Consider the following 26,270-nt stretch of genomic DNA (forward strand, 5'->3'; position numbering starts at 1 on the left):
CCGTGGACGTGCTCGCAGCGCTGCTGGGCGTCGGTGCCCTGCTGCTCGTCGCGGCCACGGTGGTGGGGTTGTTCCTGTCACGCCAGTCGACGCTCTCGGGGCGGGTGGGCTCGTTCTCGTGCGGCCTGAGGGTCGACGACGGTGACGAGGGCGCCTGGACGAGCGGCATCGCGCAGTACGCGACCGGTCGGCTGGTGTGGTGGCGCGTGCTCTCGCTCGCGCCCCGGCCGGCACGCACGTGGTCGCGCACCGAGCTCACGCTGGCCGAGCGCATCGCGACGGACGAGGTCGACCACCACGGGCAGCCGCTCGTGCGCGTCCGGTGCACGCACGGCGCCCAGTCCTTCCAGCTGCTCATGACCGAGCCCGCGTGCGCGGGGCTCGTGTCGTGGCTCGAGTCCGGCCCGCGACCCGTGGGGAGGGTGATCTGATGCGCCTCGTCGTCGCGCGTTGCTCGGCGCAGTACACCGGACGCCTCTCCGCACACCTCCCCCTCGCGACCCGGCTCCTGGTCGTCAAGGCGGACGGGAGCGTCCTGCTGCACTCGGACGGCGGCTCGTACAAGCCCCTCAACTGGATGAGCCCGCCCTGCACGCTCGCGCAGACGACGCCCGACGACGACGCCGTCGCGCGCGGCGTCACCGCCGTCTGGTGCGTGCAGCACACCAAGAGCGACGACCGCCTCGAGATCGAGCTGCACGACGTGCTGCACGACTCGCAGCACGAGCTCGGAGTCGACCCGGGTCTCGTCAAGGACGGTGTCGAGGCGCACCTCCAGGCCCTGCTCGCGGAGCAGATCGGGCTCCTCGGCTCGGGTCACACGCTCGTCCGGCGTGAGTACCCGACCGCCATCGGGCCCGTCGACATCCTCGCGCGCGACGCCGACGGCGCGGCGGTCGCGGTCGAGATCAAGCGGCGCGGCGACATCGACGGCGTCGAGCAGCTCACGCGCTACCTCGAGCTGCTGAACCGGGACCCGCACCTCACGCCGGTCCGCGGGGTCTTCGCGGCGCAGGAGATCAAGCCGCAGGCGCGCGTGCTCGCGCAGGACCGGGGCATCACCTGCCTCGTCCTCGACTACGACGCGATGCGCGGCGTGGACGACGTCGACTCCCGCCTCTTCTGACCGTCGGCGGGGTGGGGGAGCGCCACTCCGTCGTGGCCTGGGCGCGCGTGCCACGATGACCCGCATGGAGAACCGCAGCCCGTCGCCAGGGACGCCCGAGGCGTCGGGCGCGACCCACCGGAGGCGACTCGCCGACCTGCGTCAGTCGTACGAGCGCGGCTCGCTCGACGTGCCGGACCTCGCTCCCGACCCGTTCGAGCAGTTCCACCGCTGGTTCGACGAGGCGGTCGGGGCCCGTCTCCCCGAGCCGAACGCGATGGTCCTCGCGACGGCGGACGTCGACGGCGTGCCGTCGGCGCGGACCGTGCTGCTCAAGGGCCTCGACGACCGGGGCTTCGTGCTGTTCACGAACCACCGGTCGCGCAAGGGCCGCGACCTCCTCGCCAACCCGCGCGCGTCGCTCGTGTTCCCGTGGTTCGAGATCGACCGTCAGGTCGTCGTCCTCGGCTCCGCCGAGGTCGTCGACCGCGCGACCACGGAGGAGTACTTCCGGTCGCGTCCGCGCGGGTCCCGGCTCGGGGCGTGGGCGAGCGACCAGTCGACCGTCGTGCCGTCGCGGGCGGCGCTCGACGAGCGGCTCGCGGAGGCCGAGCGACGGTGGGCCGGGGACGCGGACGTCCCCGTGCCCGACCACTGGGGAGGGTTCCGGGTGGTGCCGGCCTCCGTCGAGTTCTGGCAGGGTCGGCCGTCGCGCCTGCACGACCGCCTGCGCTACCGGCTGACGGCCGACGGCTGGGCGGTGGAGCGGCTGGCGCCCTGAGGGCGTACGCCCGCTCGGTTCCGTCCGGCCCCGCCCCGCGCCGACGCCGCACCGCCTGGTCCGGATCCCGTCCGACCTCTTGACCCCGTCGTTTAGTTCGGTGAATACTCGCAATCACATCGAAGCGCTTCGACGAAGCGCTTCGACACGGGTTGCACCCGCGCCCGTGACGACGTCGACGAGGACGGTCCATGGCGACGATGCAGGACGTGGCGCGACGCGCTCAGGTCTCCCTGAGCACGGTGTCGTACGCCCTCAGCGGGACGCGGCCCGTCTCCGCGGCCACGAAGGCGCGCATCGAGGCCGCCATGGCCGAGCTCGGGTTCCAGCCGAACGTCATGGCGCGCGGGCTGGCCAGCAAGCGCAGCAGGACCCTCGCCCTGATCTTCCCCGCGATGGAGCTCGGCATCAGCGGGACCGTGCAGGAGTTCGTCGCGAGCGCCGCCACGACGGCGCGCTCGCACGGGTACCACCTGGTCCTGTGGCCCTTCCCGCGCGACGAGGCCGACGAGGTGCGTGACCTCGTCGTCGGCGGGATGGCCGACGGCGTGCTCCTCATGGAGGTGTGCCTCGACGACGTCCGCGTCGACACGCTGCGCGCGGCCGGCGTTCCGTTCACGATGATCGGCCGCACCGAGGACCCGGACGGGATCTCGTACGTCGACATCGACTTCGACCGCACCACCGAGGAGGCGGTCGCGCACCTCACCGCGCTCGGTCACGAGCACATCGGCTTCCTCAACCACTCCGAGCGCAGCCGGGAGGAGGGCTACGCACCGACGGTCCGGGCCGAGGCCGGCTACCGCGCGGCGATGCGGCGTCGCGGCCTGGAGCCGCTCGCGGTCCTGTGCGACGAGCGGCCGGCCGCGGGCCGGGACGCCATCGCGCACCTGCTCCAGGCCGACCCGGGTCTGACCGCCGTGGTCACGATGAACGAGATGGCGACGTTCGGTGCGACCGTCGAGCTGCAGGCACGCGGGCTCCGGGTGCCCGACGACGTGTCGGTCCTGTCCATCGTCACGTCGCCCGGCGTCGCAGCGATGACGAACCCGCCCCTGACGACCATGCACGCGCCGGGCGCGGCACTCGGGCGGCTCGGGGTCGAACGCCTCATCGCTGCGGTCGAGGGGACGTCCCCGACCGCCGACCCCGTGCTCCTGCCGTGCCTCCTCGAGGAGGGCGAGAGCACGGCCCCTGCCGCGGGGCACCCCCCGGGCACGCACTGACCGATCGCCGGCCCTCGGGCCGACCGACCTCCGGGCCACGGCCCGACCGAACCCCGGGCCCCGGCCCGGTCCGCACGTCACCCCGGCGCCCCCGCCGTGGTGGGCAGGCGCGCGCCCGTGCGCCCTGTCACGCCCATGCACCGCTCGAAGAGGAGAAGGACATGCGTACACGCCGGACGACGGCCGTCGTCGCGGGGCTCGTCGCCCTGCCGCTCGCGCTCACCGCGTGCGGGGGTGGTGACACCGACGCCGGAGAGGGCGGCGGCGACGACACCCTCCGTCTGTGGCACTACGAGGGCGAGGACAGCGCGATGGGGATCGCGTGGGACGAGGCGATCCGCGTCTTCGAGGAGGAGACGGGTGCGACCGTCGAGTTCGAGCGCAAGGCGTTCGAGCAGATCCAGCAGACCGCGGGCATGGTGCTGAGCTCCGACGAGGGCCCGGACATCATGGAGTACAACAAGGGCAACGCGACCGCAGGCCTGCTCGCGTCCCAGGGGCTGCTCACCGACCTGACCGACGTCGCCGAGGAGCGCGGCTGGGCCGGGGCGCTGCCCGAGAGCATCCAGACGACCGCCCGGTACGACGAGCGGGGCGTCATGGGCTCCGGCAGCTGGTACGGCGTCCCGAACTACGGCGAGTTCGTCACGGTGTACTACAACGAGGACCTGTTCGCCGAGCACGGCGTCGAGGTCCCCTCGACGCTCGAGGACCTCGAGGCGGCGATGAACACCTTCGTCGCCGCGGGCATCACGCCGATCGCGACGGCGGGCGCGGAGTACCCGGCCGGACAGCTGTTCTACGAGCTCGCGCTGAGCAAGGCGGACCGTGACTTCGTGACGGCGTACCAGACGTACACCGACGAGGTCGACTTCTCGGCCGACCCCCTGCGGTACGGCGCCGAGACGTTCGCCGAGTGGGTCGACGCCGGCTACGTCGCGCAGGACGCCGCGAGCCTCAAGGCCGAGGACATGGGCGTCGCCTTCATCAACGGGACGGCCCCGATGATGGTGTCCGGCTCGTGGTGGTACGGCCGCGTCGTCGCCGAGGCGCAGTTCGAGTGGGGGATCTTCAACTTCCCGGGCAACGACCTCAACGCCGGCTCGAGCGGCAACCTCTGGGTCGTCCCGGAGAACAGCCGCAACAAGGAGCTCGCGTACGAGTTCATCGACATCACGATGCGCCCCGAGATCCAGGCGATCCTCGGCAACAACGGCGGCCTCCCGCTCGCCGCTGACCCGGCGGACATCACCGACGAGAAGAGCCAGGAGCTCATCACGGCCTTCAACGAGGTCCTCGAGAACGACGGCCTGGCGTTCTACCCCGACTGGCCCGTGCCCGGGTACTACGACGTGCTCGTGTCCGGCTTCCAGAAGCTGATCAACGCGTCCGCGACGCCCGACCAGGTCCTCGAGGAGATCGGCACCGCGTACGCCGACGGCGTCGCCTCGATCGAGTGAGCCGAGCGGCGGGGCCGGTCCGCCGGCCCCGCCGCCGCCAGAAGGAGGACCGCGTGACCACGCTCTCCCTGCCCCGCCGTGCGCCCGCGCCGCGGGACGCCCCCGGCCGACCGGCACGGGCCCGACGCCACGGGCGACCCGTCTACTGGCTCTACCTGGTCCCGGGTGCGGTGCTGTTCGTCGCCGTGATCGTCGTGCCGTTCGTCATGAACGTCTACTACTCGTTCACGCGGTGGCCCGGCATCGGCGACCCCCGCTGGACCGGGCTCGACAACTACACCCGACTGCTCGCCGACGAGACGTTCTGGACGTCGTTCCGCAACTCGGTCGCGATGGTCGTCGCGATGGTCGTCGTCCCGACCCTCATCGGCCTGCTGCTCGCGGCGGTCCTGTTCGACTACCTGGGCAAGCGCTTCGGGCCTCGCGTCGCGAGCGTGCTGCGCGCGACGTACTACCTGCCGCAGGTGCTCCCCGTGGCCGTCGCCGGCATCCTGTGGAGCTGGATCCTCAACCCGCAGACCGGTGCCCTCAACGTCCTGCTGCGCGAGGCGGGCCTCGACCGGCTCGCGCTCAACTGGCTCGGCGACACGTCGACGGCGCTCCCGAGCGTCATGACCGTGATGATCTGGGTCCAGGTCGGCTACCCCGTGGTGATCTTCATGGCGGCCCTGCAGCGCGTCGACCCGGAGCTGTACGAGGCGGCCGAGCTCGACGGGGCCGGGTGGTTCCGCCGCTTCCGCGCGATCACGCTGCCGCAGATCAGGCCCGAGACGTTCGTCGTCACGCTGACGTGCACCATCGCGGCCCTGAAGGTGTTCGGGCCGATCTACGTCCTCACGCGGGGCGGACCCGAGAACTCGACCAACGTCCCGTCGTACTTCGCGTACCAGAGCTTCTTCCCGAAGTCGCAGGTCGGGTACGGCGCGGCGATCGCGACCGTCCTGACGCTCGTCGTCGTCGTGGTCGCGCTGGTCTTCATCCGCCTCCAGGCGGCGTCCGAGCGCAGGGAGGGCTGAGCCGTGACCACCGAACCCGTCGTCCTCGCACCGCCCGCGCCGTCGCGCGGGACCGCGCGGACGCCCGTCGTGCAGCGCACGCGCGACCGCAACCACCGCGGGGCGGTGCGGTGGGTCGTGCTCGCCGCGGCCGTCGTCGTCGCCGTCGCGATGATGGTGCCGTTCGCAATCATGCTGCTCAACGCGTTCAAGGCGCCGGGGGAGTACTCCGCCGAGGGACCGCTGAGCCTGCCGAGCAGCCTGTACACCGACGGCCTCGTCGCCTTCTGGCAGCGCGTGGACTACCCGGAGAAGCTGCTCAACTCGACCCTCATCGCCGGGTCCGTCGCGGTGCTCGCGACGCTCGTGTCGCTGCTCAACGCGTACGCGCTCGGGATCGGCCGGATCCGCGGCCGGATGTGGGTCGTGGCGCTGTTCCTGCTCGCGAACATGCTCCCGCAGGAGGCGCTCGTCTACCCGCTGTACTTCCTGGCCAAGGAGACGGGCCTGTACAACACCCAGCTCTCGGTCATCATCATCTTCACCGTGATCCAGAGCGCGTTCGGGACGTACCTGCTCGCCTCGGTGCTCTCGACGTTCCCGCCCTCGGTCCTCGAGGCGGCCGCGCTCGACGGCGCGTCGTCGTGGCAGGTGCTGTGGCGGGTCGTCTTCCCCATCGCGCGCCCGACGCTGTCGGTCCTGCTCATCTTCTTCTTCATCTGGACCTGGAACGAGTTCTTCATCCCGCTGGTCATGCTCATCGACAACTCGACGCAGACCATCCCCGTCGCGCTCGCGTCCCTGCAGGGCGACCGGCTCATGGACGTGCCGACGATCAACGCGGGCGCGCTCGTGAGCCTCCTCCCCGCCGTCGTCTTCTTCCTCGTCTTCCAGCGCACGCTGACGCGCGGCATCACCGCCGGCGCCGTCAAGTGACCCGAGCAGAGAGCAGCCCAGCATGAAGTTCACCGACGGGTACTGGATGGTCCGCGAGGGCGTCCACCCCGAGCACCCGGCCGAGGTGCACGACGTCGTCGTTTCCGACGACGCGCTGACCGTCTACGCGCCGGTCCGCCGCATCGAGCACCGCGGGGACACGCTCAACCGCGCGCTCGTCACGGTGACGTACAGCTCGCCGCTCGAGGGCGTGATCCGCGTGCGCGTGGAGGGCCACACGGGCCGCCCCGACCCGGGCCCGCGGTTCGACCTGAGGACGCCCGACCGCATCCCGGTCCAGATCGAGGTCGACGACGACGCCGCGGTGCTCACCTCGGGCGATCTCTCGGTGCGCGTCCACCGCGACCGGTGGCACGTCGACTTCGAGGCGGGCGGCCGGGTCCTGACCTCGAGCCCGCACAAGGGGATCGGGCTCGTCGCGACCGACGCGGGGGAGCGGTACGTGCACGAGCAGCTGACGCTCGGCGTCGGCGAGCACGTCTTCGGGCTCGGTGAGCGCTTCGGGCCGTTCGTCAAGAACGGCCAGGTCGTCGACATCTGGAACGCCGACGGCGGCACGTCGAGCGAGCAGGCGTACAAGAACGTGCCGTTCTACCTGACGGACCGGGGCTACGGCGTGCTCGTCAACCACACGGGGCGGGTCTCGTTCGAGGTCGCGTCGGAGGTCGTCTCGCGCACGCAGTTCAGCGTCCCCGGCCAGGTGCTCGAGTACCTCGTGGTGCACGGGCCGGCGCCCGCGGACGTCCTTCGGCGCTACACCGCGCTGACGGGCCGGCCGGCCCGCGTCCCCGACTGGTCGTTCGGGCTGTGGCTGTCGACGTCCTTCACGACCGACTACGACGAGGCGACCGTGACCCGGTTCGTCGACGGGATGGCCGAGCGGGGGATCCCGCTGAGCGTGTTCCACTTCGACTGCTTCTGGATGCGCGAGTTCCACTGGACCGACTTCCGCTGGGACCCGAGGACCTTCCCCGACCCCGAGGGCATGCTCGCGCGCCTGCACGACAAGGGCCTGCGGGTCTGCGTCTGGATCAACCCGTACATCGCGCAGCGGTCGCCCCTCTTCGCCGAGGGCGCCGAGAAGGGGTACCTCGTGCGCCGACCCGACGGGTCGGTCTGGCAGTGGGACATGTGGCAGGCGGGAATGGCGCTCGTCGACTTCACCAACCCCGACGCCACCCGGTGGTACACCGAGCACCTGCGGCGCGTGCTCGACATGGGCGTCGACACGGTGAAGACGGACTTCGGCGAGCGCATCCCGACCGACGTGGTGTGGCACGACGGGTCGGACCCCGAGCGCATGCACAACTGGTACGCCCAGCTGTACAACCGCGCCGTCTTCGACCTGCTCGTGCGCGAGCGGGGTGAGGGAGAGGCTGTCGTCTTCGCGCGGGCCGCGACGGCCGGTGGGCAGCAGCTGCCCGTGCACTGGGGCGGTGACTGCTGGTCGACCTTCGAGGCGATGGCGGAGTCGCTGCGCGGCGGGCTGTCGCTGTCGCTGTCCGGGTTCGGCTACTGGAGCCACGACATCGGGGGCTTCGAGGGGACACCCGACCCGGAGGTGTTCAAGCGCTGGCTCGCGTTCGGCCTGCTCTCCTCGCACAGCCGCCTGCACGGGTCGAGCTCGTACCGCGTCCCGTGGGCGTTCGACGAGGAGGCGGTCGAGGTCGCACGGCGGTTCACGCGGTTGAAGCTGTCCCTCATGCCGTACCTCGCGCGGCTCGCGGACACGGCGCACGCCGAGGGACTGCCGATGATGCGGCCCATGCTGCTCGAGCATCCCGACGACCTCACCGCCGCGACGCTCGACCGGCAGTACATGCTCGGCGACGCGCTGCTCGTGGCGCCCGTCTTCTCCGCGGACGGCACGGTCGACGTCTACGTCCCGGAAGGGGTCTGGACGGACCTGCTCTCGGGCGAGCGCCTCGAGGGGCCGCGCTGGTACCGCCAGACGCATCCCGCGACGTCGCTGCCGCTGCTCGTGCGGCCGGGGAGCGTGCTGCCCGTGGGGGCCCACGACGACTCGCCCGAGCACGACCACGCGGACGGCGTGCTCCTGCGGGTGGTCGAGCCGGTCGACGGCCGCACGGTGCGCGTCGTCGTCCCGCGCGGTGGCGACGCGCGCGGTCTCGCGCCCGCGGTCTTCGAGGTGCGCCGCGCGGGGGACCGGGTCACCGTGGAGGCGCACGACACCCCGGGCGCCTGGCGTGTCGAGGTCCTCGCCGGTGGTCGCACGAGCGGTGTGGTCGACGTGCCTGCGGGCGGCACGTCGACCGAGGTGGCGGTGTCGTGACCGCCGGGCGTGGACCGGGGATGGAACCGGTCCCAGCAGTCAGGCATGATGGGATGTCGAACCGATCCGATCCGGAGGCGAGCGCATGACCGTCCGTACCTTCCCCGCCGACTTCCTGTGGGGTGCGGCCACCGCGTCCTACCAGATCGAGGGCGCCGTCCACGAGGGCGGTCGCGGCCCGTCGATCTGGGACACGTTCAGCCGGACCCCGGGCAAGACCCTCGGTGGCGACACGGGTGACGTGGCGGCCGACCACTACCACCGCGTGGCGGAGGACGTCGGCCACATGAAGGAGCTCGGGCTGGAGGCCTACCGGTTCTCGATCGCGTGGCCCCGCATCCAGCCGACCGGCTCGGGTCCCGCCAACCCGGAGGGCCTCGCGTTCTACTCGCGTCTCGTCGACGAGCTGCTCGCCGCCGGGATCCGGCCCGTCGCGACGCTGTACCACTGGGACCTCCCGCAGGCGCTCGAGGACGCGGGCGGCTGGGCCGTCCGCGAGACGGCCGAGCGCTTCGCCGAGTACGCGCGCGTCGTCGCCGAGGCGCTCGGCGACCGGGTCTGGATGTGGACCACGCTCAACGAGCCGTGGTGCTCGGCGTTCCTCGGCTACGCGTCGGGCGTCCACGCACCGGGCCGGACCGACGACGCCGCCGCGCTCGCGGCCGTCCACCACCTCAACCTCGGGCACGGCCTCGCGGCCCGCGCGCTGCGCGACGTGCTCGGCGACGACGCGCGCGTCTCCCTCACGCTCAACCTCCACGTCACCCGCGCCGCGACGGACGGCCCGGAGGACGTCGACGCGAAGCACCAGGTCGACGCGATCGCGAACGAGGTCTTCCTCGGCCCGGTCCTCGAGGGTGCCTACCCCGAGCGGGTCCTGGCCGAGACCGCGCACCTGACCGACTGGTCGTTCGTGCGCGACGGGGACCTCGAGCTCATCCACCAGCCGCTCACCGTGCTCGGCGTCAACTACTACTCGACCGGTCGCGTCCGCCGTCTCCAGGGCGAGCGTCCCGTCGGCGACGGGTCGCCCGGTGCCGACGGCCACCGGTCGTCCGCGCACAGCCCGTGGGTGGGCTGCGACCGCGTCGAGTGGCTCCCGCAGCCGGGGCCGCACACCGCCATGGGGTGGAACATCGAGCCGCAGGGCCTGGTCGACCTCCTCCTCGAGCTGCGCGACCGCTACCCGTCGCTCCCGCTCGTGATCACGGAGAACGGCGCGGCGTTCGAGGACGAGGTCTCGCCCGACGGCCGCGTCCACGACCCCGCGCGCGTCCGCTACGTCGCCGACCACCTCGAGGCCGTGGGCCGCGCCCGCGACGCCGGGGCCGACGTGCGCGGCTACTTCGTGTGGTCGCTCATGGACAACTTCGAGTGGGCGTACGGGTACGACCGTCGCTTCGGCATCATCCGCGTCGACTACGAGACGCTCGAGCGCACGTGGAAGGACTCCGCGCTGTGGTACCGCGAGGTCGTCCGCACGCGGTCGCTCGTGCCGGCCGAGCAGGCGGCGTCGCTCGCACCCGTCGGCTGACGCGCACCGCCCCGGCGGCCACCGGCCGCCGGGGCGGGCACTCCTTGGGAGGATGGACCCATGCCGTCCCGTCGACGCTCCACGAAGCGCCCGTACGGCGACGAGCCGCCGCCCCTGGACCTCGAACGCGCCCTCGGCGGCAGGCGCTCGGAGTCCGCGGCCGACGGCGACTGGACCGTGCAGCGCGTGCGCGGCGGGGACAAGGCGTACACGTGCCCGGGCTGCCGGCAGCAGATCCCGCCGGGGACGGCGCACGTCGTCGCGTGGGCCGCGGACGGCCTGCTCGGGCCGCAGGCCGCGCTCGACGACCGGCGGCACTGGCACTCCGCGTGCTGGCAGCACCGCGCCCGTCGCAGGTGAGTACCGCGGACGAGCGATCCGGGGGCGGTGAGCCCCGCCCCCGACGACGGGCGCAGTCCCGCGGCACGCCACTAGGCTCGCTGCGCGCCCCGAGCGGGGCGGCGCACGGCCGGGCCGGCGGGCACGCGACCCCCTCGCCCGCCCATGCGCGGACGGCACGGACGAGGAGGACGGGATGACCGCCGACGGGATGCTGCAGGTCCACACGCTGCGCAAGGGCGCACCGGACCGGCCCCCGCTCGTCCTGCTCCACGGCTTCCCGCTCGACCACCGCATGTGGCTCGACGTCACGGACCTCCTGCCCGGTGACCCGACCGTGCTCGCGCCCGACCTCCCGGGCTTCGGCGGCTCGCCCACGGGCGACGACGTCGCTACCACGCTCGGCTCGGGCGGCGACCCGTCGCTGGACCTCGCTGCCGACGCAGTGGCGGCCTCGCTGAGGAACCTGGGCGTCGAGCGCGCCGTCGTCGCGGGCCTCTCCATGGGCGGGTACGTCGCCATGGCCCTCGCCGAGCGTCACCCGCGGCTCGTCGCCGGGCTCGGCCTCGTGGACACCAAGTCGACGGCCGACGACGACGCGGCGCGCGACCGCCGCCTCGTGATGGCCGAGACGGTCCTCGCGGAGATGCGCGTCGACGCGGCGCTCGGCATGCGCACCGCGCTGCTCGGTACGACGAACCGGATCGCGCGTCCGGACCTGGTGGACAGGATCGAGGGGTGGATCCGCGACCAGGGGCCCGCGGCGATCGCGTGGGCGCAGCGTGCGATGGCGGCCCGGCCCGACCGGACGGAGGTGCTGCGCTCCTACGGCGGCCCGTCGGTGGTCGTGGTCGGTGACGAGGACGAGCTCGCACCGGTCGCCGCCGCGGAGCACATGGCGGGCGCGCTGAGCGACGCAGAGCTGGTCGTGGTCCCCGGGGCTGGACACATGACGAGCAACGAGAGCCCCGAGCCCGTGGCGGCGGCGCTCGCCGGGCTCGTCCGCCGGGCGGGCTAGCCGGTCAGGCGTCGCCGAGAGCGATGCGCAGCGCGTCCGGGAGGTCGATCGACTCGCCGTCACGACCGCCCTTGCCGAGCACCATCGGCGGCTCCGACGGCTCGGGCGTCACGCCCCGGACGAGCGCCAGCACGCTCGTCGGCACGCCCAGGACGTAGAGCTCACCGTCGGTCCCGACCGCGACCGACTCGTTGCGCCGCAGGTACCAGCCCTGCAGCGGCGTCCGGTAGCGGTGCCGGCCGTCGTAGCTGCGTGCACGCAGGGGGACCGGGGCGATGCTGCGACGGCGCGCCTCCGCCACGAACTCGGCGATGAGCGCGCGCGCCTGGGCGTGCTCGACGGCCTGCCGTCGGGCGAGCGCGTCGGCGTGCGCGCCGGCGGCCTCGCGCCGACGCTCGCGCCAGTCCTGCGTCACTCAGCGCCTCGGTGCGGTCGTCGGCGCGTCGGACGCCGCCGCCTCGTCGGACGCCTCGGGGGTCGGCTCGACGTCAGCGTCGGCCGTCTCGGGCGCGCCGTCGTCGTGGGTCGACGTCGGCTCGTCCGCGTCGGCGCCGGGTGCGTGCGCCTCGTCGGAGCTGTCGAGGTCGACGGTGGCCGGGGTGTCGACGGCGTCGTCGGCGTCCGCATCGTCGCCGCCGCGGAGCGCCTCGGCGTCGTGCTCGTCGGCGGCCGGCTCGCCTGCGGCACCGCTGTCACCGCTGTCGTCGCCGCCGCTGTCGGCGAGGCCGGCCGCGGCCTCGAAGCGCGCCTCGGCGTCGATCGCGCGCTCGAGCGTGCGCTTGGACGGGACCGGGTCGTGCCCGAGGAGGTTGCGGAGCTCGTCGAGGTAGGACGTGATGGCCTCGCGCTGGCGGTTGAGGTCCTCGACCTGCCGCTGCGCCGTCGTGCGCTCGCGTTCCGCCTCGGTCATCGCCTCCGACAGCGTCCGCTCGGCGTGGTCGCGGGCGTCGGCGACGACCCGGTCCGCGTTGCGGCGGGCGTTGGAGACGGTCTCCTTGGCGTGCTCGTCCGCGTCGCGACGGATCCGCTCGGCCTGCTCGAGCGCGTGCGCGACGCGCTGCTCCGCCTCGGCTGCGTGGGCCTCGGCGTCGCGCACGAGACGCTCGGTCTCCGCGCGCGCGACCTCGTGCTGCTCGGCGTCGGCCCGCTCGGCCGCCTCGTGCCGCGCGGCGATCTCGAGCTCGGCGTCGGCGAGCGCCTGACGCGCCTGCTCGCGCAGCGAGTCGGCCTCGGTCCGGGCGGCGGCGGTGACCTCGGCGGCCGCGCGCTGCGCCTCGGTCGTCGTGCGCTCGACCTCGAGGCGCGTGCGCTCGCGCAGCTCCGTCGTCTCGCGGACCGTGGTGGCGCGCAGCTCGGCGGTCTCGCGCTCCGCGAGCGTGCGCAGCTCCGCGACCTCGTGCGCCGTCGTCGCGCGCAGGTCCGCGGTCTCGCGCTCGGTCCGCTCGCGCAGCTCGGCGGTCTCGCGCTCCGCGGCCGAGCGCAGCTCGTCGGCGTACAGCTCGGCGTCACCGCGCTGAGCGGCCACCTCCTCGGCGGCCGTCGCCCGCAGCGCGGCGACCTCGTCCGCGACCGCGGAGCGGATCTCGGCGACCTCGCGGTCGACCGTCGCACGCTGGAACGCCGCGTACTGGTCCGCCTCGGTGCGCACCGCCGCGGCCTCGGTCTCGGCGCGCTGCGCGGCGGCCCGCGCGTCGCGCTCGGCCGCACCCCGCACCCCGTCGGCGTACTCCTGCGCCTGCGTGCGCAGCGCCGCAGCCGCCGCGTCGGCGTCGCGGCGCAGGGCGGCGGTCTCCCGCTCGGCCGTGCCGCGCAGCGTCGCGGCGTACTCCTCGGCCGCCGAGCGCTGTGCGGCCGTCTCGTTCTCCGTCCGCTGACGCAGCTCGGTCGTCTCCGCGTCCGCGGTCGCGCGCAGGTCCTGCGCGTAGTGCTCGGCCTCCTCGCGCAGACGCGCGGCGTCGGCCTCGGTCCTGCTGCGGAGCTCGGCCGCAGCGCGCTCGGTCGTGACGCGCAGCTCCGTCGTCTCGCGCTCGACCGTCGCGCGCAGCGTCCCGAGCTCGCGCTCGAGCGTCGTGCGGCGCTCGCTCTCCTCGGTCGTGACCGCGCTCGAGATGCGGGCGGCCTCGCGCTCGGCCGAGCCCACGAGCTCCTCCGCGCGCCGCTGCGCCGAGGTGACGGAGCTCTCCGCCTCCGACGCCGCACCGCTGCGCAGCTCCTCGGCCTCGCGTCGCGCCGTGGCGAGCAGCTCGGCGACCTCGTTCTCGGCGCGGGCCCGCAGCTGGCCCGCCGCGAGCTTGGCGCGCGCCATGGCGTCGGCCGCCTGCGCGTTGGCCTGCGCGACCACGTCGGAGGACTGCTCCTCGGCCGACCGGAGGAGGTGCTCGATGCGCGAGCCGAGGCCCGAGTAGGTCGGCCGCTCGGCCTCCCGCAGCTGCCGGTGCGCCTCCGAGAGCTCCCCGGCGATCTGCATCACCTTGCCGTCGAGCTGCTCGACCTGCGCGCGTGCGTCGTCGAGCTGGCGCTCGAGGCGTCCGACCCGCTCGTCGACCTGGGCGCGGTCGTACCCACGCATCACCACGGGGAACGACGGACGCTCGTCGGGCACGACAACCTCCTGCAGGCAGCTGGGTGGCGGGGCGCCCGGGAGGCGCCGGTCACGGGCGCCGGTCCGAGCCCGGCGTGCGTGTGGTCCGGGGTCAGGGTATAGGGGCGGCGCACCACCGCGCAGGACCACGAGGGACCGCGCAGGCCGCGGCCGGGCAGCCTTCGTGCGACCCGTGCGGCGCTGCTGACCTATGGTTGATCGTCGCCTCAGGAGGGACCTCCCCGTGCTGCACCGTGCTCTGGCCGCGCTCATCGGCCTCCTCGGCGTGCTCGCGATCGGGCTCGCCGTCGCGTCCGCCACCGTGTGGCGGGCGTCCGACGTCCTCACCGCCTCGGCGACCGCGGCTGAGGGCGCGTCGTACGTGGTCACCGACCCCGGTGTGCTCGACCTCGCCGCGCAGGACGTGACGGTGCGCGCCGCGGCCCCGGACGGTGCGCCCGTCGTGCTCGCCCTGGGACGCAGCGCCGACGTCGACGCCTGGGTCGGCACGGACGCGCACACCCGGGTGACGGGCCTCTCGGACGTCGAGACGCTGGCGACCGACGACGTCGCCGCCACGACCACCGAGCCGGCGACCGAGGCGACCGCTGACCCCACCACCGAGCCCACCACCGAGCCGACCGCGGAGGCGACCGAGCCCGCCGCCGAGGCGCCCGCGACCGTCGCCGACCCGAGCGGCTCCGACCTGTGGGTCGAGGAGGTCCGCGGCGAGGGGACGGCAGAGCTCGCGTGGACGGCCGAGGAGGGGCGCTGGAGCGTCCTCGTCGCCGCCCCGGGCGGTCAGCGGCCCGGTGTCGAGCTGAGCTGGCCGCAGGAGGTCTCCACGCCGTGGCTCGTCCCGGGCGTCGCCGTCGGCTCGCTGCTCGTCCTCGTCGCGCTCGTGTGGGGCCTGCTGCAGTGGCGCGCGTCGCGACGGCCCGCCCGCACCACCGCCGGTCATGCGGTCGACGCCGCCGACGGTGCGACCCTGACGCGGCGGGAGCGCCGACTTCGCGAGGAGGCCCTCGCGCGTCAGCCGCGGGGGGATGCGCGCGAGACGCTCCTGCGCGGACGCACCGTCCGGCTCGCCGGACCGCGGGACACCGCCCCGAGCTCAGACGCCACCTCCGGGCCCGTGACGGGACCCGTTGCGGCGACAGGGCCGTCCGGTGAGCCTGGAGTCCCGACGACCGGGTCGACCGCAGCCGGCCGCCCGACCTCCGCCCCTCCCACCCCCGCGCCCGCGGACGGCGAGCGTGCCGCGCAGCCGACGCCCGCGACGCCGGGACGGCCCTCCGGCGCGACGGCCGGACCCGCGCGGGGCGCTCCGCCCTCGGCGGGAGGCCGCCCGTCGCCGGTGACCCAGGGAACCCAGGGGACTGGGGCCCCCGCGACGTCCGGTCAGGGGGACGACGTGGTCGCACCCGCTGCCGGCGGCGAGCCGCAGGGCACCCGGTCGTGGCAGCCCGCAGCCCCGTCGTCGGCCGACACCTGGCGGCAGACCTGGGGCCTCCCGCCCGCGCCGCCGGCGGGCCGCCCGGCCGAGAACGCCGAGGGTGGGGCCGGTGCGGGCGACGACGAGCCCGCCGTGGGACCCCGCGAACCCGGCCGTGACGACAAGGGAGGTGCCCGATGAGACGCGCCAGGACCACGACGGCGGCGCTCGCGCTCGCGGTCGCCCTGTCGGTCGGGGCCTGCTCGACGCCCCTGCCCGAGCCCGAGCCGGACGCGGTCCCCGCGAGCGCGGTCCCGGTGACCTCGCCCGAGCACGCCGAGGACGTCGTCGGACGGGTGCTCGAGGCACTCGCCGCGTCCGACGAGAGCGGGACCATCGAGCCCGTGGCGGGCCGCATCGGTGGGGTGGCCGAGCGCATGCGCACGGGGCAGCTCGTGCTCGCCGGGGCCGGGATCGCGAACAACCCGACGTCGGTGCCGACCGAGGTGCAGACGCTCGTCGTCCCGACCGACCCCGAGTGGCCGCGGACGATGCTCGCGGTGTCCGAACCGCCCGCCGACCTCACCCCGCCGGTGCTCGTCGCCCTCGTCCAGCAGCGGGCGCGCGACCCCTACCGCCTCGCCGCGTGGGCCCGTCTCTTCCCCGGGACGACGTTGCCGGCGACCGCGCAGCCGTCCGTGGGCACGCCCGCACCGCCGTCGGACGAGGAGCTGCTCGTCCCACGCGAGGAGGTGCTGGCGCGCTACATCGACGTCGTCGTCAACGGCGACGCGTCCGCGCACGCCGCGACCTTCCCGGCGGACCCCGTCCGCTCGGGCCTGGCCGAGACCCGCTCCACCTTCACGGCGGCCGCCGACGCAGGGACCGGGACCTTCTCCGAGACCCACACGCCGGTCGAGGGCTCGGGTCTCTCGGTCGCGACGGCCGACGGCGGGGCGATCGTCCTGTCCACGTTCGAGAGCGCGTTCACGCTCCAGCTCCAGGAGAGCTCCATCACGGTGTCCGCCCCGACGATCGTCGCCTACCTCGGGACGCCGACACTCCGCACGTCGATCACGGTCACGCAGCTCACGACGGTCGCGGTCCACGTCCCGCCCGCCGGGTCCACCGACCCGCTGCGCGCGCTCGGCGGGGACACCACCACGGTCGGTGCGAGCGGCTCGTGACCTCGCCGACCGCGCGACGCGTGCCCACCCGTGCCGCCGCGAGGACCGACCCTGGCGGCTCCACCGCACCCATGACCCCGAACCCCTGACCCTCGGAGTGAACCGATGAGCCAGCCTCCCGGCACCGGACCCCGCATCGACGTCCGCGGGGCCGTCGACCTGTCGAACCTCGGCCGCCCGGCGGCCCCCGCGCCCGGTGGTGAGGGGCAGCCTGCCTCGGGAGCCGTCGTCGACGTCACGGAGGCGACGTTCGCCGACGTCGTCCAGCAGTCGCTCGAGGTGCCCGTCGTCCTGAGCCTCTGGGCCGCGCGCGACGCCGCCAGCAGCCAGGTGACCGCGCTGCTCGTGCGCGTCGTCGGCGAGCTCGGCGGCCGGGTCCTCCTGGGGCGGGTCGACGTCGAGCGGAGCCCGCAGGTCGCCCAGGCGATCTCGGCCCAGGCAGGCAGCACCGTGGTCGCGGTCGTGCGCGGGCAGGCCGTGCCCCTGCCGCCGCTCGACCAGGCGACCATCGAGCAGGTCCGCGCGGTGCTCGACCAGGTCCTCGAGATGGCCGTCGCGAACGGCGTGACCGGCACCGTCGCGGGCGTGAGCCCGGGTGCGCCTGCGGAGGAGCCGGAGGAGCCGCCGCTGCCGCCGCTGCACCAGGAGGCGTACGAGGCGATCGACCGGGGAGATCTCGACGCGGCCGTCGACGCCTACCGCCGCGCCCTGACCGAGAACCCGCGCGACGACATGGCGCGAGCAGGCCTCGCGCAGGTCGAGCTGTTGCGCCGGACCGACGGGGTCGACGCGGCGGCGGCACGCTCCGCGGCCGCGGCGGCGCCCACCGACGTCGAGGCGCAGCTCGTCGTCGCGGACCTCGACCTGCTCGCCGGCGCGGTCGAGGACGCGTTCGCGCGGCTCGTGGACACCGTCCGGGCGACCGCGGGTGCCGACCGCGAGACCGCGCGCGTCCGGCTCGTGGAGCTGTTCGCGGTCGTCGGCGACACCGACCCGCGCGTCATGGCGGCGCGTCGCGCGCTCGCGAGCGCGCTGTACTGAGCGGGCAGCCCGGCCGGTGGGGTGAGCGGGCGCGTAGGCCGCGCCACGGTCCCCGCGCCGCGGGACACGCACGAGGGGCCGTCGACGGACATCCGTCGACGGCCCCTCGCGTGTCAGGTGTGGCTCAGCGCTCGAGCCCCCGGTCGGCGTCGGGCAGCGCGTCGCGCGACGGCCCCGGTCCGGGCGTCGGGAGCGGGTCGACGAGCGGCTCCGGCGTGGTCGGGGCCGGCGGCGGCCCGGGCGTCGAGTCGGGCGCAGGTGCGAGGCCGGGGTCGGCCGCGTGTGCGGCTGGGGTGACGGGTGCCGGTGCCGCAGCGCTCGTCGGGGCCACGCCCGGGTCGGTGCCCGGCGCGGGCGCTCCCGCCGTGGGCTCGGCCGCGGAGGTCGTGACCGCGGCGTCGACCGGCTCCTGGCCCTCGGGGACGAGGAAGAGCACGCCCATCGGCGGCACGCGCAGACGGACCGAGTGGGACTGGCCGTGCCGGTGCTGCGCCACCGCCTCGACCCGGCCCATGTTGCCGACGCCCGAGCCGCCGTAGACCTCGCTGTCGGTGTTGAGCACCTCGAGCCACGTCCCGCCGTGGGGGAGCCCGAGGTGGTAGTCCTCGTGCACCGTCCCGGCGAAGTTGACCACGACGACGACCTGACGGCCGCTGCCGTCGCGCCGGATGTACGAGAGGACGTTGTGGTCGGCGTCCTGACCGTCGATCCACTCGTAGCCGGCGGGGTCCGCGTCCAGCGCCCACAGGGCCGGCTCCCTGCGGTACAGGCGGTTGAGGTCGGTCACCAGCCGCGAGACGCCCTGGTGGCGGTCGTACTGCAGGAGGTGCCAGTCGAGCCCGGCGCCCTCGTTCCACTCCGAGCTCTGCCCGAACTCGCTGCCCATGAAGAGGAGCTGCTTGCCGGGGTGCGACCACTGGTAGGCCAGGAGCGCGCGGAGCCCTGCGGTCTCGAGCCACTCGTCACCGGGCATCTTGGCGAGCAGGGAGCCCTTGCCGTGGACGACCTCGTCGTGGCTCAGCGGCAGCACGAAGTGCTCGGAGAACGCGTAGACGAGCGAGAACGTGACCTCGTGGTGGTGGTAGCGGCGGTTGATCGGCTCCTCCGCGAGGTAGCGGAGGGTGTCGTTCATCCAGCCCATGTTCCACTTGAGCCCGAAGCCGAGGCCGCCTGCGTCGGTCGGTGCGGTGACGCCCGGCCACGCGGTCGACTCCTCGGCGATCATGAGGATCCCCGGCGTCCGCCGGTAGGCCGTCGCGTTGGCCTCCTGGATGAACCGGATCGCCTCGAGGTTCTCGCGGCCGCCGTGGATGTTCGGTCGCCACTGGCCGTGGCTGCGCGAGTAGTCGAGGTAGAGCATCGACGCGACGGCGTCGACGCGCAGGCCGTCGAGGTGGTACTCCTCGAGCCAGTAGGTCGCGTTCGCGACGAGGAAGTTGCGGACCTCGTTGCGGCCGAAGTTGAAGACGTAGGTGCCCCAGTCGGGCTGCTCGCCCAGCAACGGGTCCGGGTGCTCGTACAGCGGCGTCCCGTCGAAGCGGCCGAGCGCCCACTCGTCCTTGGGGAAGTGCGCGGGCACCCAGTCGAGGATGACGCCGATGCCGGCCTGGTGGAGCCGGTCGACGAGGTGACGGAACTCGTCGGGGGACCCGAAGCGCGCGGTCGGCGCGTAGTACGAGCTCACCTGGTAGCCCCACGAGCCGCCGAAGGGGTGCTCGGCCACCGGCAGCAGCTCGACGTGGGTGAACCCGAGGGACGCGACGTACTCGGTCAGCTGGTCGGCGAGCTCGCGGTAGCCGAGCCCGGGCCGCCAGGAACCCAGGTGGACCTCGTAGATGCTGATGGGCCGGTGGTGCGGGTCCGACGCCGAGCGCTGGGTGAGCCACGCGTCGTCCTGCCACGTGTAGTCGGACTCCACGACGACGGACGCCGTCGCGGGTGGGACCTCGGTGCCCTTCGCCATCGGGTCGGCCTTCTGCCGCCACGACCCGTCCGCGGTGAGGACCTCGTACTTGTAGCGTGCGCCCGCGCCGACGCCCGGGACGAACAGCTCCCAGACGCCGCTCGTGCCGAGCGCGCGCATCGCGTGGGCCGAGCCCTGCCAGTGGTTGAAGTCGCCGACGACGCGCACGGCCCGCGCGTTGGGCGCCCACACCGCGAACGACGTCCCCCGCACCTCGCCGAGCGCACCGGGGTAGGTGCGGACGTTCGCGCCGAGGACCGTCCAGAGCTCCTCGTGCCGCCCCTCGGCGATGAGGTGCAGGTCCATCTCGCCCAGCGTCGGGAGGAAGCGGTAGGGGTCGTCCGTGTCGCTCGTGACGCTGCCGTACGTCACGCGCAGGCGGTAGTCGGGTACCTGGTCGCCGGGGAGGACGGCGACCCACACCCCGTGGTGCTCGTGCTCCGCGACGACCTCGCCCGAGCCCGTCACCACGACGACCGCGTCCGCCAGGGGGCGCAGGACGCGGACCGTCACGACGCCCTGGTCCACGTGCGCGCCGAGGATCCGGTGCGGGTCCTGGTGCACCCCGGACGCGATCGCCTCGAGCTCCTCGCGGAAGACGGGACGGGGGGTCGGCTGCGCGGAGGACGCGGACGGGATGCTCATGGTCAGTACCCTGCCACGCGGCAGGGTGCCCCGCACCAAGACGCGGGCCGGGCTCCGGTGGTGGCCACGAGGCCCCGGGTCCCAGGCGGGACGACGGGCCCGGCGGGCCTCGACCGCGTCAGTCCTGCAGGAGCCGGTCGACCCCGGCGAGCGGGATGGGCACCCAGGTCGGACGGTTACGGACCTCGTACACGACCTCGTACAGGGCCTTGTCGAGCTCGAGCGCGCGCAGGAGCGCGAGGGTCACGTCGTCGGCCGTGCCGCCGCCCGACGCCGTGAGGTACCCGTCCACGAGTCGGGCACGCGCCTCGGCGTCCCACTCCGGCGACGTCGCCCCGCCGACCGCGGCCGCGTAGTCCAGGGAGCGGAGCATCCCGGCCAGGTCCCGCATGGGGAGGTCGGGTCGCATGCGCTCCTCGGGGCTGGCCTGCGGCTCGCCCTCGAAGTCGAGGACCGACCAGCCGCGCGCCGAGGAGTGCAGCACCTGGCCGAGGTGGTAGTCGCCGTGGACACGCTGCAGGGGCGGGAGGGTGCCGAGGCCCGTCACCGAGGACAGGACCCGGTCGACCGCGTCGGCCCGGTCGGCGAGGACGGGTGCCGCGGCGACGGCGGCAGCGGCGCGTGCCCGCAGCGTCCGGACGACGTCGTCGGCGGCAGCCGGATCCTCCGGGCCGGGGACCGGCACCGCGCGACGCAGCGCGTCGTGCATCTCGGCGGTGGTCCGCCCGAGGTCCAAGGCCAGCGCACCGAACGACTCACCGGCCCCGGCCATCCGGCACGCGAGCTCGAAGCCGTCCTCGGCGCCGACGACGAGCTCGCTGAGCACCCCGAGGTGGCCTGCGACGGTCGACCGTCCGGCGTCGTCGCCCGGCCACGCACCCGTGAGCCACGCGAGCGGGCGCGGGACGCCCGACCAGCCGACGTGGCTCAGCGCGAGCGGGACCTCGACGTCGGGGTTGGCCCCCGCGCCGACCCCGCGGAACACCTTGAGGATCCCCGGGGGCGTCGCGTCCGGCAGGAGCACCGACGTGTTCGACTGCTCGCCGGAGACGACCCGCATGGTGGACGCGGCGGTGGCGGGGTCCCCGACGGGGACGCCCGCGTCGCGCTCGGCGGACGCGAGCCACGCACGCACGAACGCCGCGTCGTGGCACCCGTCCACGACGACGCGCCCGTCGTCCAGGCGGCCCACCGTGGGCGCGCCCTCGAGGGGTGCGTCGTCGTCGTGCCGGATCACGAGCGGCACCTGGAGCAGGGCACCGGAGGGCAGCCGCACGAGGTGCAGCCCGACCTCGGCCTCGCCCGCGGGGTCGGTCAGCTCGACGACGGCGACGGGCTCGACGTCGCCCGTCGTGCCCTTCGCCGGGAACCACCGCTGGGCGGGCAGCCACGAGCGGAGCAGGTCGAGCAGCCCGGGCGTCCGCCAGGGCCCGCCGACGAGCGGGTTCGCCGTCGTGCTGGACGGGTCGGGCACCGGGTCACCTCCGGTCGGTGTGGTCGCCGCGTGGGCGCTGTCGGTCACGGGCTCGTCAGCCACCGGCCGGGTGCGACACCGTGAGCCAGTAGAAGTCGCGCGAGCCGAGCGTCATGAAGAGCGTCCCGTCCGCGCCGACCGTGCCGAACGTCGCGCCGCCGAACACGTCGTGCAGGACCGCCCCGGCGTGCTCGGCCAGCTTGAGCACGGTCGAGCGCGGCGTGGCCGCCATGTTCGCGACGCAGAGCATGGTCTCGTCCGGCGACGTGCGCAGGTACGCCAGCACGGCGTCGTTGTCGCCGTCGACGGGCACGAAGTCGCCCGTGCCGAGGACGGGGTGCTGACGTCGGACGGACAGCATCCCGTGGACCCAGTGCAGGAGCGACGCCGGCTGGGCGAGCTGGGCCTCGACGTTGACGGTCGTGTAGTTGTGCACGAGCGACTGGACGACGGGTAGGTACAGCTTGCCCGGGTCGGCGGTCGAGAAGCCCGCGTTGCGGTCCGGCGTCCACTGCATCGGTGTGCGCACGGAGTCACGGTCGGGCAGCCAGATGTTGTCGCCCATGCCGATCTCGTCGCCGTAGTACAGGCACGGGCTCCCCGGCAGCGAGAGCAGCAGCGCGTGGGCGAGCTCGATCTCGGCGCGCGAGTTGTCCAGCAGCGGTGCGAGGCGTCGCCGGATGCCGACGTTCGCACGCATGCGCGGGTCCGGCGCGTACCAGCCGTACATCGACGCGCGCTCCTCGGTGGACACCATCTCGAGCGTGAGCTCGTCGTGGTTGCGCAGGAACGTGCTCCACTGACCGCCCCGCGGGATCCGGGGCGTGTCCGCGAGGATGTCGACGATCGGCGTCGCGCGCTGGTCCTTGATCGAGTAGTAGATGCGCGGCATGACGGGGAAGTGGAAGCACATGTGGCACTCGGGCGCCGACTCGGTCCCGTAGTACGGCGCGACGTCCTCGGGCCACTGGTTCGCCTCCGCCAGCATGATCCGGCCCGGGAACTCCCGGTCGACCATCGCGCGGATCTCCGCGAGGTACTCGTGCGTGCGGGGGAGGTTCTCGCAGTTGGTCCCCTCCTCCTCGAACAGGTAGGGGACCGCGTCGAGGCGGAACCCGTCGACGCCGAGCCGCAGCCAGAACCGCGCGACGTCGAGCATCGCCTCGCGCACGTGCGGGTTCTCGAAGTTGAGGTCCGGCTGGTGGCTGAAGAAGCGGTGCCAGAAGTACTGACGGCGCACCGGGTCGAACGTCCAGTTCGAGGTCTCGGTGTCGACGAAGATGATCCGGGCGTCCTCGTAGCGCGTGCTGTCGTCGCTCCACACGTAGAAGTCGCCGTACGGACCCTCGGGGTCCGAGCGCGACGCCTGGAACCACGGGTGCTGGTCCGACGTGTGGTTCATCACGAGGTCGATGACGATGCGGATGCCCCGTGCGTGGCACTGCTCGATCAGCTCGGCGAAGTCGTTGAGCGTGCCGTACTGCGGCGCGATCGCCGTGTAGTCCGACACGTCGTAGCCGCCGTCGCGCAGCGGGGAGGGGTAGAACGGCGGGAGCCACAGGCAGTCGACGCCGAGCCACTGCAGGTAGTCGAGGCGCTCGATGAGGCCCCGCAGGTCGCCCGACCCGGCGCCCGTCGAGTCGCTGAAGCAGCGGAGCATGACCTCGTAGAAGACCGCGGTCTTGTACCAGTCCGGGTCGTCGCTCAGCCCTCGCGTGGGACCCGCGTGGGGCGGGGGCGACGGCTGCGGCCGCGCGGGCAGCGCGCGGGCGGGGTCGACGGTCCGCAGCGCACCCGTGTCGACGGGTGCGGGCTCCGGCCGGTCGCTCGTGGGGGTCGTCGTCACAGGGGCCTCACGGAGATGACGTGGGCGCACTGCGCCCACGGGTCGAGCCGGACGTAGGGGTGCGCACCCCAGGCGTAGACCGCGCCGGAGAGCAGGTCGTGCGCGGCCAGGACCGGGGCGTCCTCGTCCTGCGGGGAGGCGAGGCCGATGGCCTCGAGGTCGAGGTCGACGACGGCGTCCCGCGTGTTGTGCGGATCCGTGTTGACGACCACGATCACGGTGTCCTCCTGCCCCGTCGGCGACTGGCTCGCCGTCACGCGGCGCGAGAAGCACAGGATCGAGTCGTTCGACGTCCGGTGCACCTTGAGGCCGCGCAGGCGCTGCAGCGCCGGGTGCTCGCGGCGCACCTGGTTGAGCCGGCCGAGGAGGCGGGCGATGCCCAGGTCCTCCGCGGCGGCCCAGTCGCGGGGCTTGAACTCGTACTTCTCGTTGTCGATCTGCTCCTCGACGCCGGGGCGGGGCACGTTCTCGACGAGCTCGTACCCGGAGTAGATGCCCCACGTCGGCGAGCCGGTGGCCGCGAGGACCGCACGGATCGCGAACGCCGCGGCCCCGCCGTGCTGCATGTACGGGGTGAGGATGTCGTGCGTCGTCGGCCAGAAGCTCGGGCGCATGTAGGCCGCGGCGGGGCCGGAGACCTCCTTGAGGTACTCGGCCAGCTCGGCCTTCGTGTTGCGCCACGTGAAGTACGTGTACGACTGGTGGAACCCGATCTTGGCGAGCGTGTGCATCATGGCCGGCCGGGTGAACGCCTCGGAGAGGAACACCACGTCGGGGTGCCGCTCCGCGATGTCGCCGAGGATCCGCTCCCAGAACGTGAGCGGCTTGGTGTGCGGGTTGTCGACGCGGAAGGCCGTCACGCCGTGGTCGATCCAGACCTGGAGCATGCGCCGCATCTCGGCGTAGATGCCCTCGGGGTCGTTGTCGAAGTTCAGCGGGTAGATGTCCTGGTACTTCTTGGGCGGGTTCTCGGCGTACGCGATGGTCCCGTCGATGCGCGTCGTGAACCACTCGGGGTGCTCCTTGACCCACGGGTGGTCGGGCGAGCACTGGAGCGCGACGTCGAGCGCGACCTCCATGCCGAGCTCGCGCGCGCGGGCGACGAAGAAGTCGAAGTCGTCGAACGTGCCGAGCTCGGGGTGGATGGCGTCGTGGCCGCCGTCCTCGGAGCCGATCGCGTAGGGCGAGCCCGGGTCACCCGGCTCGGTCGTGAGCGAGTTGTTGCGGCCCTTGCGGTGCGTCGTGCCGATGGGGTGGATGGGCGTCAGGTAGACGACGTCGAAGCCCATGGCGGCGATCGCGGGCAGGCGCTCGGCGGCCGTGCGCAGCGTGCCGGACGTCCACGTGCCCGTCGCCTCGTCGTACGTCGCGCCCTCGGAGCGGGGGAAGAACTCGTACCAGGAGCCCACGAGCGCGCGCTCACGCTGGACGACGAGCGGGTAGACGGGGCTCGGGCTCAGGAACTCCCGCACGGGGTGCTCGGCCAGTGCGGCCTCGACCTGCGGCGCGAGGCCCGCGGCGAGCCGGTCGGCGGGCTGGCGGTGCGTGTCGCGCAGCCCGGCCACGGCCTCGCCGAGGACCGAGCGGTGGTGCGCGGGGACGTCGGGGCGGGCCGCGGCGCGCTCGAGGAGCGCGGCGCCCTCGGCGAGCATCAGCTCGACGTCGACGCCGGCCTCGACCTTCACGGCGGCGTCGTGGCGCCACGTGCCGTACGGGTCCGACCAGCCCTCGACGCGGAAGCCCCAGGTGCCGACGGCGTCCGCGACGAGCTCGGCGCGGTAGGTGTCGAGGCCCTTGTTGACGACGTCCATCCGGACCCAGGAGTGGTCGCTGCCGTCGGGCGCGACGAGGACGGCCGTCGCGGCCACCGCGTCGTGACCCTCGCGGAAGACGGTCGCGGTCACCTCGACCGCCTCGCCGACGACGGCCTTGGCGGGCCAGCGGCCCGCCTCGAGCACGGGGCCGACGTCGACGACGGGGATCCGGCCGATCGACGGTCGGTGTCCTGACGGGGGCGTGGGGGTCGCGGGGACCGGGGCAGAGGACCGCGCGCTCGTCGCGACCGGCTCGACCGCGGCGGCGGCGCTGGGTGCGCCGGCACGGTCGGGGGTCGGGAGGACGTCGGCGGGCTGCTGCGAGGGGGGCGGCGTCTGCGTCACGTGAAGAAAGTATCGGGGGTCGAGGACCCCTGGCACCTGGGACGGCGTGGCGTCGCACGGCCGCGACCTGCGGCGGGACCGGTCGCGGCTGGCCTCGGCACGACGACGACGCGGCGGCGCGCGTGTCCGGGACGCCCGGTTCATGCCGCTGACCTGCGCGTTCGTGGGCCGACGGCTGTAAGCGCTTGCATCGGCGCGCGGTCCGGCGCCGATGCGCCGACGGGCTCCCGG

20 protein-coding genes are annotated in these 26,270 nt (G+C 74.0%); 14 read left to right on the forward strand and 6 right to left on the reverse strand.

The window, feature by feature from the left end; all coding sequences use genetic code 11:
* Positions 1-8: 8 nt before the first annotated feature.
* From IEV86_RS13420 to IEV86_RS13470, 11 genes are all read left to right on the forward strand, one after another.
* Positions 9-431: a DUF2550 domain-containing protein gene (locus tag IEV86_RS13420; protein ID WP_043606477.1), complete on the forward strand. Its 423-nt coding sequence runs from the start codon at positions 9-11 to the stop codon at positions 429-431.
* Entirely contained in the window at positions 431-1,126 is a 696-nt protein-coding gene (nucS, locus tag IEV86_RS13425) for an endonuclease NucS (protein ID WP_043606447.1), read from the forward strand. The genes IEV86_RS13420 and nucS overlap by 1 nt, the downstream gene beginning before the upstream one ends.
* Before the next feature lie 64 nt (positions 1,127-1,190).
* Positions 1,191-1,886 (forward strand): pyridoxamine 5'-phosphate oxidase, encoded by a 696-nt coding sequence (gene pdxH / locus IEV86_RS13430; protein ID WP_081978715.1) that lies wholly within the window; start codon positions 1,191-1,193, stop codon positions 1,884-1,886.
* A gap of 191 nt (positions 1,887-2,077) precedes the next feature.
* Positions 2,078-3,112, forward strand: coding sequence for a LacI family DNA-binding transcriptional regulator (locus tag IEV86_RS13435; RefSeq protein ID WP_043606449.1), 1,035 nt, complete (start codon positions 2,078-2,080; stop codon positions 3,110-3,112).
* A gap of 161 nt (positions 3,113-3,273) precedes the next feature.
* Entirely contained in the window at positions 3,274-4,572 is a 1,299-nt protein-coding gene (locus tag IEV86_RS13440) for an ABC transporter substrate-binding protein (protein WP_043606451.1), read from the forward strand.
* A 53-nt stretch (positions 4,573-4,625) separates the two neighbouring features.
* Complete coding sequence (locus IEV86_RS13445) at positions 4,626-5,588, forward strand: carbohydrate ABC transporter permease (protein WP_043606454.1); 963 nt, start codon at positions 4,626-4,628, stop codon at positions 5,586-5,588.
* Positions 5,589-5,591: 3 nt separating this feature from the next.
* On the forward strand, positions 5,592-6,503 hold the full coding sequence (locus IEV86_RS13450) for a carbohydrate ABC transporter permease (RefSeq protein ID WP_438501602.1): 912 nt from the start codon (positions 5,592-5,594) through the stop codon (positions 6,501-6,503).
* Between the two features lie 22 nt (positions 6,504-6,525).
* Positions 6,526-8,817, forward strand: coding sequence for an alpha-xylosidase (yicI, locus tag IEV86_RS13455; protein WP_052426188.1), 2,292 nt, complete (start codon positions 6,526-6,528; stop codon positions 8,815-8,817).
* An 85-nt stretch (positions 8,818-8,902) separates the two neighbouring features.
* Positions 8,903-10,351, forward strand: coding sequence for a GH1 family beta-glucosidase (locus IEV86_RS13460; protein WP_043606456.1), 1,449 nt, complete (start codon positions 8,903-8,905; stop codon positions 10,349-10,351).
* Between the two features lie 60 nt (positions 10,352-10,411).
* Positions 10,412-10,711: an Rv1322 family protein gene (locus tag IEV86_RS13465; RefSeq protein WP_043606459.1), complete on the forward strand. Its 300-nt coding sequence runs from the start codon at positions 10,412-10,414 to the stop codon at positions 10,709-10,711.
* Positions 10,712-10,886: 175 nt separating this feature from the next.
* Positions 10,887-11,708 (forward strand): alpha/beta fold hydrolase, encoded by an 822-nt coding sequence (locus tag IEV86_RS13470; RefSeq protein WP_043606461.1) that lies wholly within the window; start codon positions 10,887-10,889, stop codon positions 11,706-11,708.
* A gap of 4 nt (positions 11,709-11,712) precedes the next feature.
* Here IEV86_RS13470 and IEV86_RS13475 read toward each other — a convergent pair whose 3' ends face one another.
* Entirely contained in the window at positions 11,713-12,123 is a 411-nt protein-coding gene (locus IEV86_RS13475) for a hypothetical protein (protein WP_043606463.1), read from the reverse strand.
* Positions 12,124-14,310 (reverse strand): coiled-coil domain-containing protein, encoded by a 2,187-nt coding sequence (locus IEV86_RS13480; RefSeq protein ID WP_052426189.1) that lies wholly within the window; start codon positions 14,308-14,310, stop codon positions 12,124-12,126.
* Between the two features lie 223 nt (positions 14,311-14,533).
* On the opposite strand from IEV86_RS13480, the gene IEV86_RS13485 reads away from it, so the two are divergent.
* From IEV86_RS13485 to IEV86_RS13495, 3 genes are all read left to right on the forward strand, one after another.
* On the forward strand, positions 14,534-15,925 hold the full coding sequence (locus tag IEV86_RS13485; protein WP_188484706.1) for a hypothetical protein: 1,392 nt from the start codon (positions 14,534-14,536) through the stop codon (positions 15,923-15,925).
* Entirely contained in the window at positions 15,922-16,911 is a 990-nt protein-coding gene (locus IEV86_RS13490) for a DUF8094 domain-containing protein (RefSeq protein ID WP_043607762.1), read from the forward strand. The genes IEV86_RS13485 and IEV86_RS13490 overlap by 4 nt, the downstream gene beginning before the upstream one ends.
* 105 nt (positions 16,912-17,016) lie before the next feature.
* On the forward strand, positions 17,017-17,952 hold the full coding sequence (locus IEV86_RS13495) for a tetratricopeptide repeat protein (RefSeq protein ID WP_043607763.1): 936 nt from the start codon (positions 17,017-17,019) through the stop codon (positions 17,950-17,952).
* Between the two features lie 124 nt (positions 17,953-18,076).
* On the opposite strand, the gene glgB is transcribed toward IEV86_RS13495, so the two are convergent.
* The 4 genes from glgB to IEV86_RS13515 all read right to left on the reverse strand — a co-directional run bounded on the left by glgB (position 18,077) and on the right by IEV86_RS13515 (position 26,039).
* Complete coding sequence (glgB, locus tag IEV86_RS13500) at positions 18,077-20,560, reverse strand: 1,4-alpha-glucan branching protein GlgB (protein ID WP_043607764.1); 2,484 nt, start codon at positions 20,558-20,560, stop codon at positions 18,077-18,079.
* Positions 20,561-20,678: 118 nt separating this feature from the next.
* Positions 20,679-22,034, reverse strand: a complete 1,356-nt coding sequence (locus tag IEV86_RS13505; RefSeq protein ID WP_229734645.1) for a maltokinase N-terminal cap-like domain-containing protein — start codon at positions 22,032-22,034, stop codon at positions 20,679-20,681.
* Between the two features lie 55 nt (positions 22,035-22,089).
* Entirely contained in the window at positions 22,090-23,823 is a 1,734-nt protein-coding gene (gene treS / locus IEV86_RS13510; protein ID WP_188484724.1) for a maltose alpha-D-glucosyltransferase, read from the reverse strand.
* A 53-nt stretch (positions 23,824-23,876) separates the two neighbouring features.
* On the reverse strand, positions 23,877-26,039 hold the full coding sequence (locus IEV86_RS13515) for an alpha-1,4-glucan--maltose-1-phosphate maltosyltransferase (protein WP_438501606.1): 2,163 nt from the start codon (positions 26,037-26,039) through the stop codon (positions 23,877-23,879).
* Positions 26,040-26,270: the final 231 nt, after the last annotated feature.

The organism is Cellulomonas carbonis, from assembly GCF_014636275.1.
In the GTDB taxonomy this organism is placed as follows: domain Bacteria; phylum Actinomycetota; class Actinomycetes; order Actinomycetales; family Cellulomonadaceae; genus Actinotalea; species Actinotalea carbonis.

Coding starts and splice junctions, on each gene's coding strand:
- pdxH (WP_081978715.1), top strand. CDS start 1,191: ATGGAGAACCGCAGCCCGTCGCCAGGGACGCCCGAGGCGTCGGGCGCG.
- IEV86_RS13470 (WP_043606461.1), top strand. CDS start 10,887: ATGACCGCCGACGGGATGCTGCAGGTCCACACGCTGCGCAAGGGCGCA.
- IEV86_RS13490 (WP_043607762.1), top strand. CDS start 15,922: ATGAGACGCGCCAGGACCACGACGGCGGCGCTCGCGCTCGCGGTCGCC.
- IEV86_RS13495 (WP_043607763.1), top strand. CDS start 17,017: ATGAGCCAGCCTCCCGGCACCGGACCCCGCATCGACGTCCGCGGGGCC.
- IEV86_RS13465 (WP_043606459.1), top strand. CDS start 10,412: ATGCCGTCCCGTCGACGCTCCACGAAGCGCCCGTACGGCGACGAGCCG.
- glgB (WP_043607764.1), bottom strand. CDS start 20,560: ATGAGCATCCCGTCCGCGTCCTCCGCGCAGCCGACCCCCCGTCCCGTC.
- IEV86_RS13435 (WP_043606449.1), top strand. CDS start 2,078: ATGGCGACGATGCAGGACGTGGCGCGACGCGCTCAGGTCTCCCTGAGC.
- nucS (WP_043606447.1), top strand. CDS start 431: ATGCGCCTCGTCGTCGCGCGTTGCTCGGCGCAGTACACCGGACGCCTC.
- yicI (WP_052426188.1), top strand. CDS start 6,526: ATGAAGTTCACCGACGGGTACTGGATGGTCCGCGAGGGCGTCCACCCC.
- IEV86_RS13440 (WP_043606451.1), top strand. CDS start 3,274: ATGCGTACACGCCGGACGACGGCCGTCGTCGCGGGGCTCGTCGCCCTG.
- IEV86_RS13460 (WP_043606456.1), top strand. CDS start 8,903: ATGACCGTCCGTACCTTCCCCGCCGACTTCCTGTGGGGTGCGGCCACC.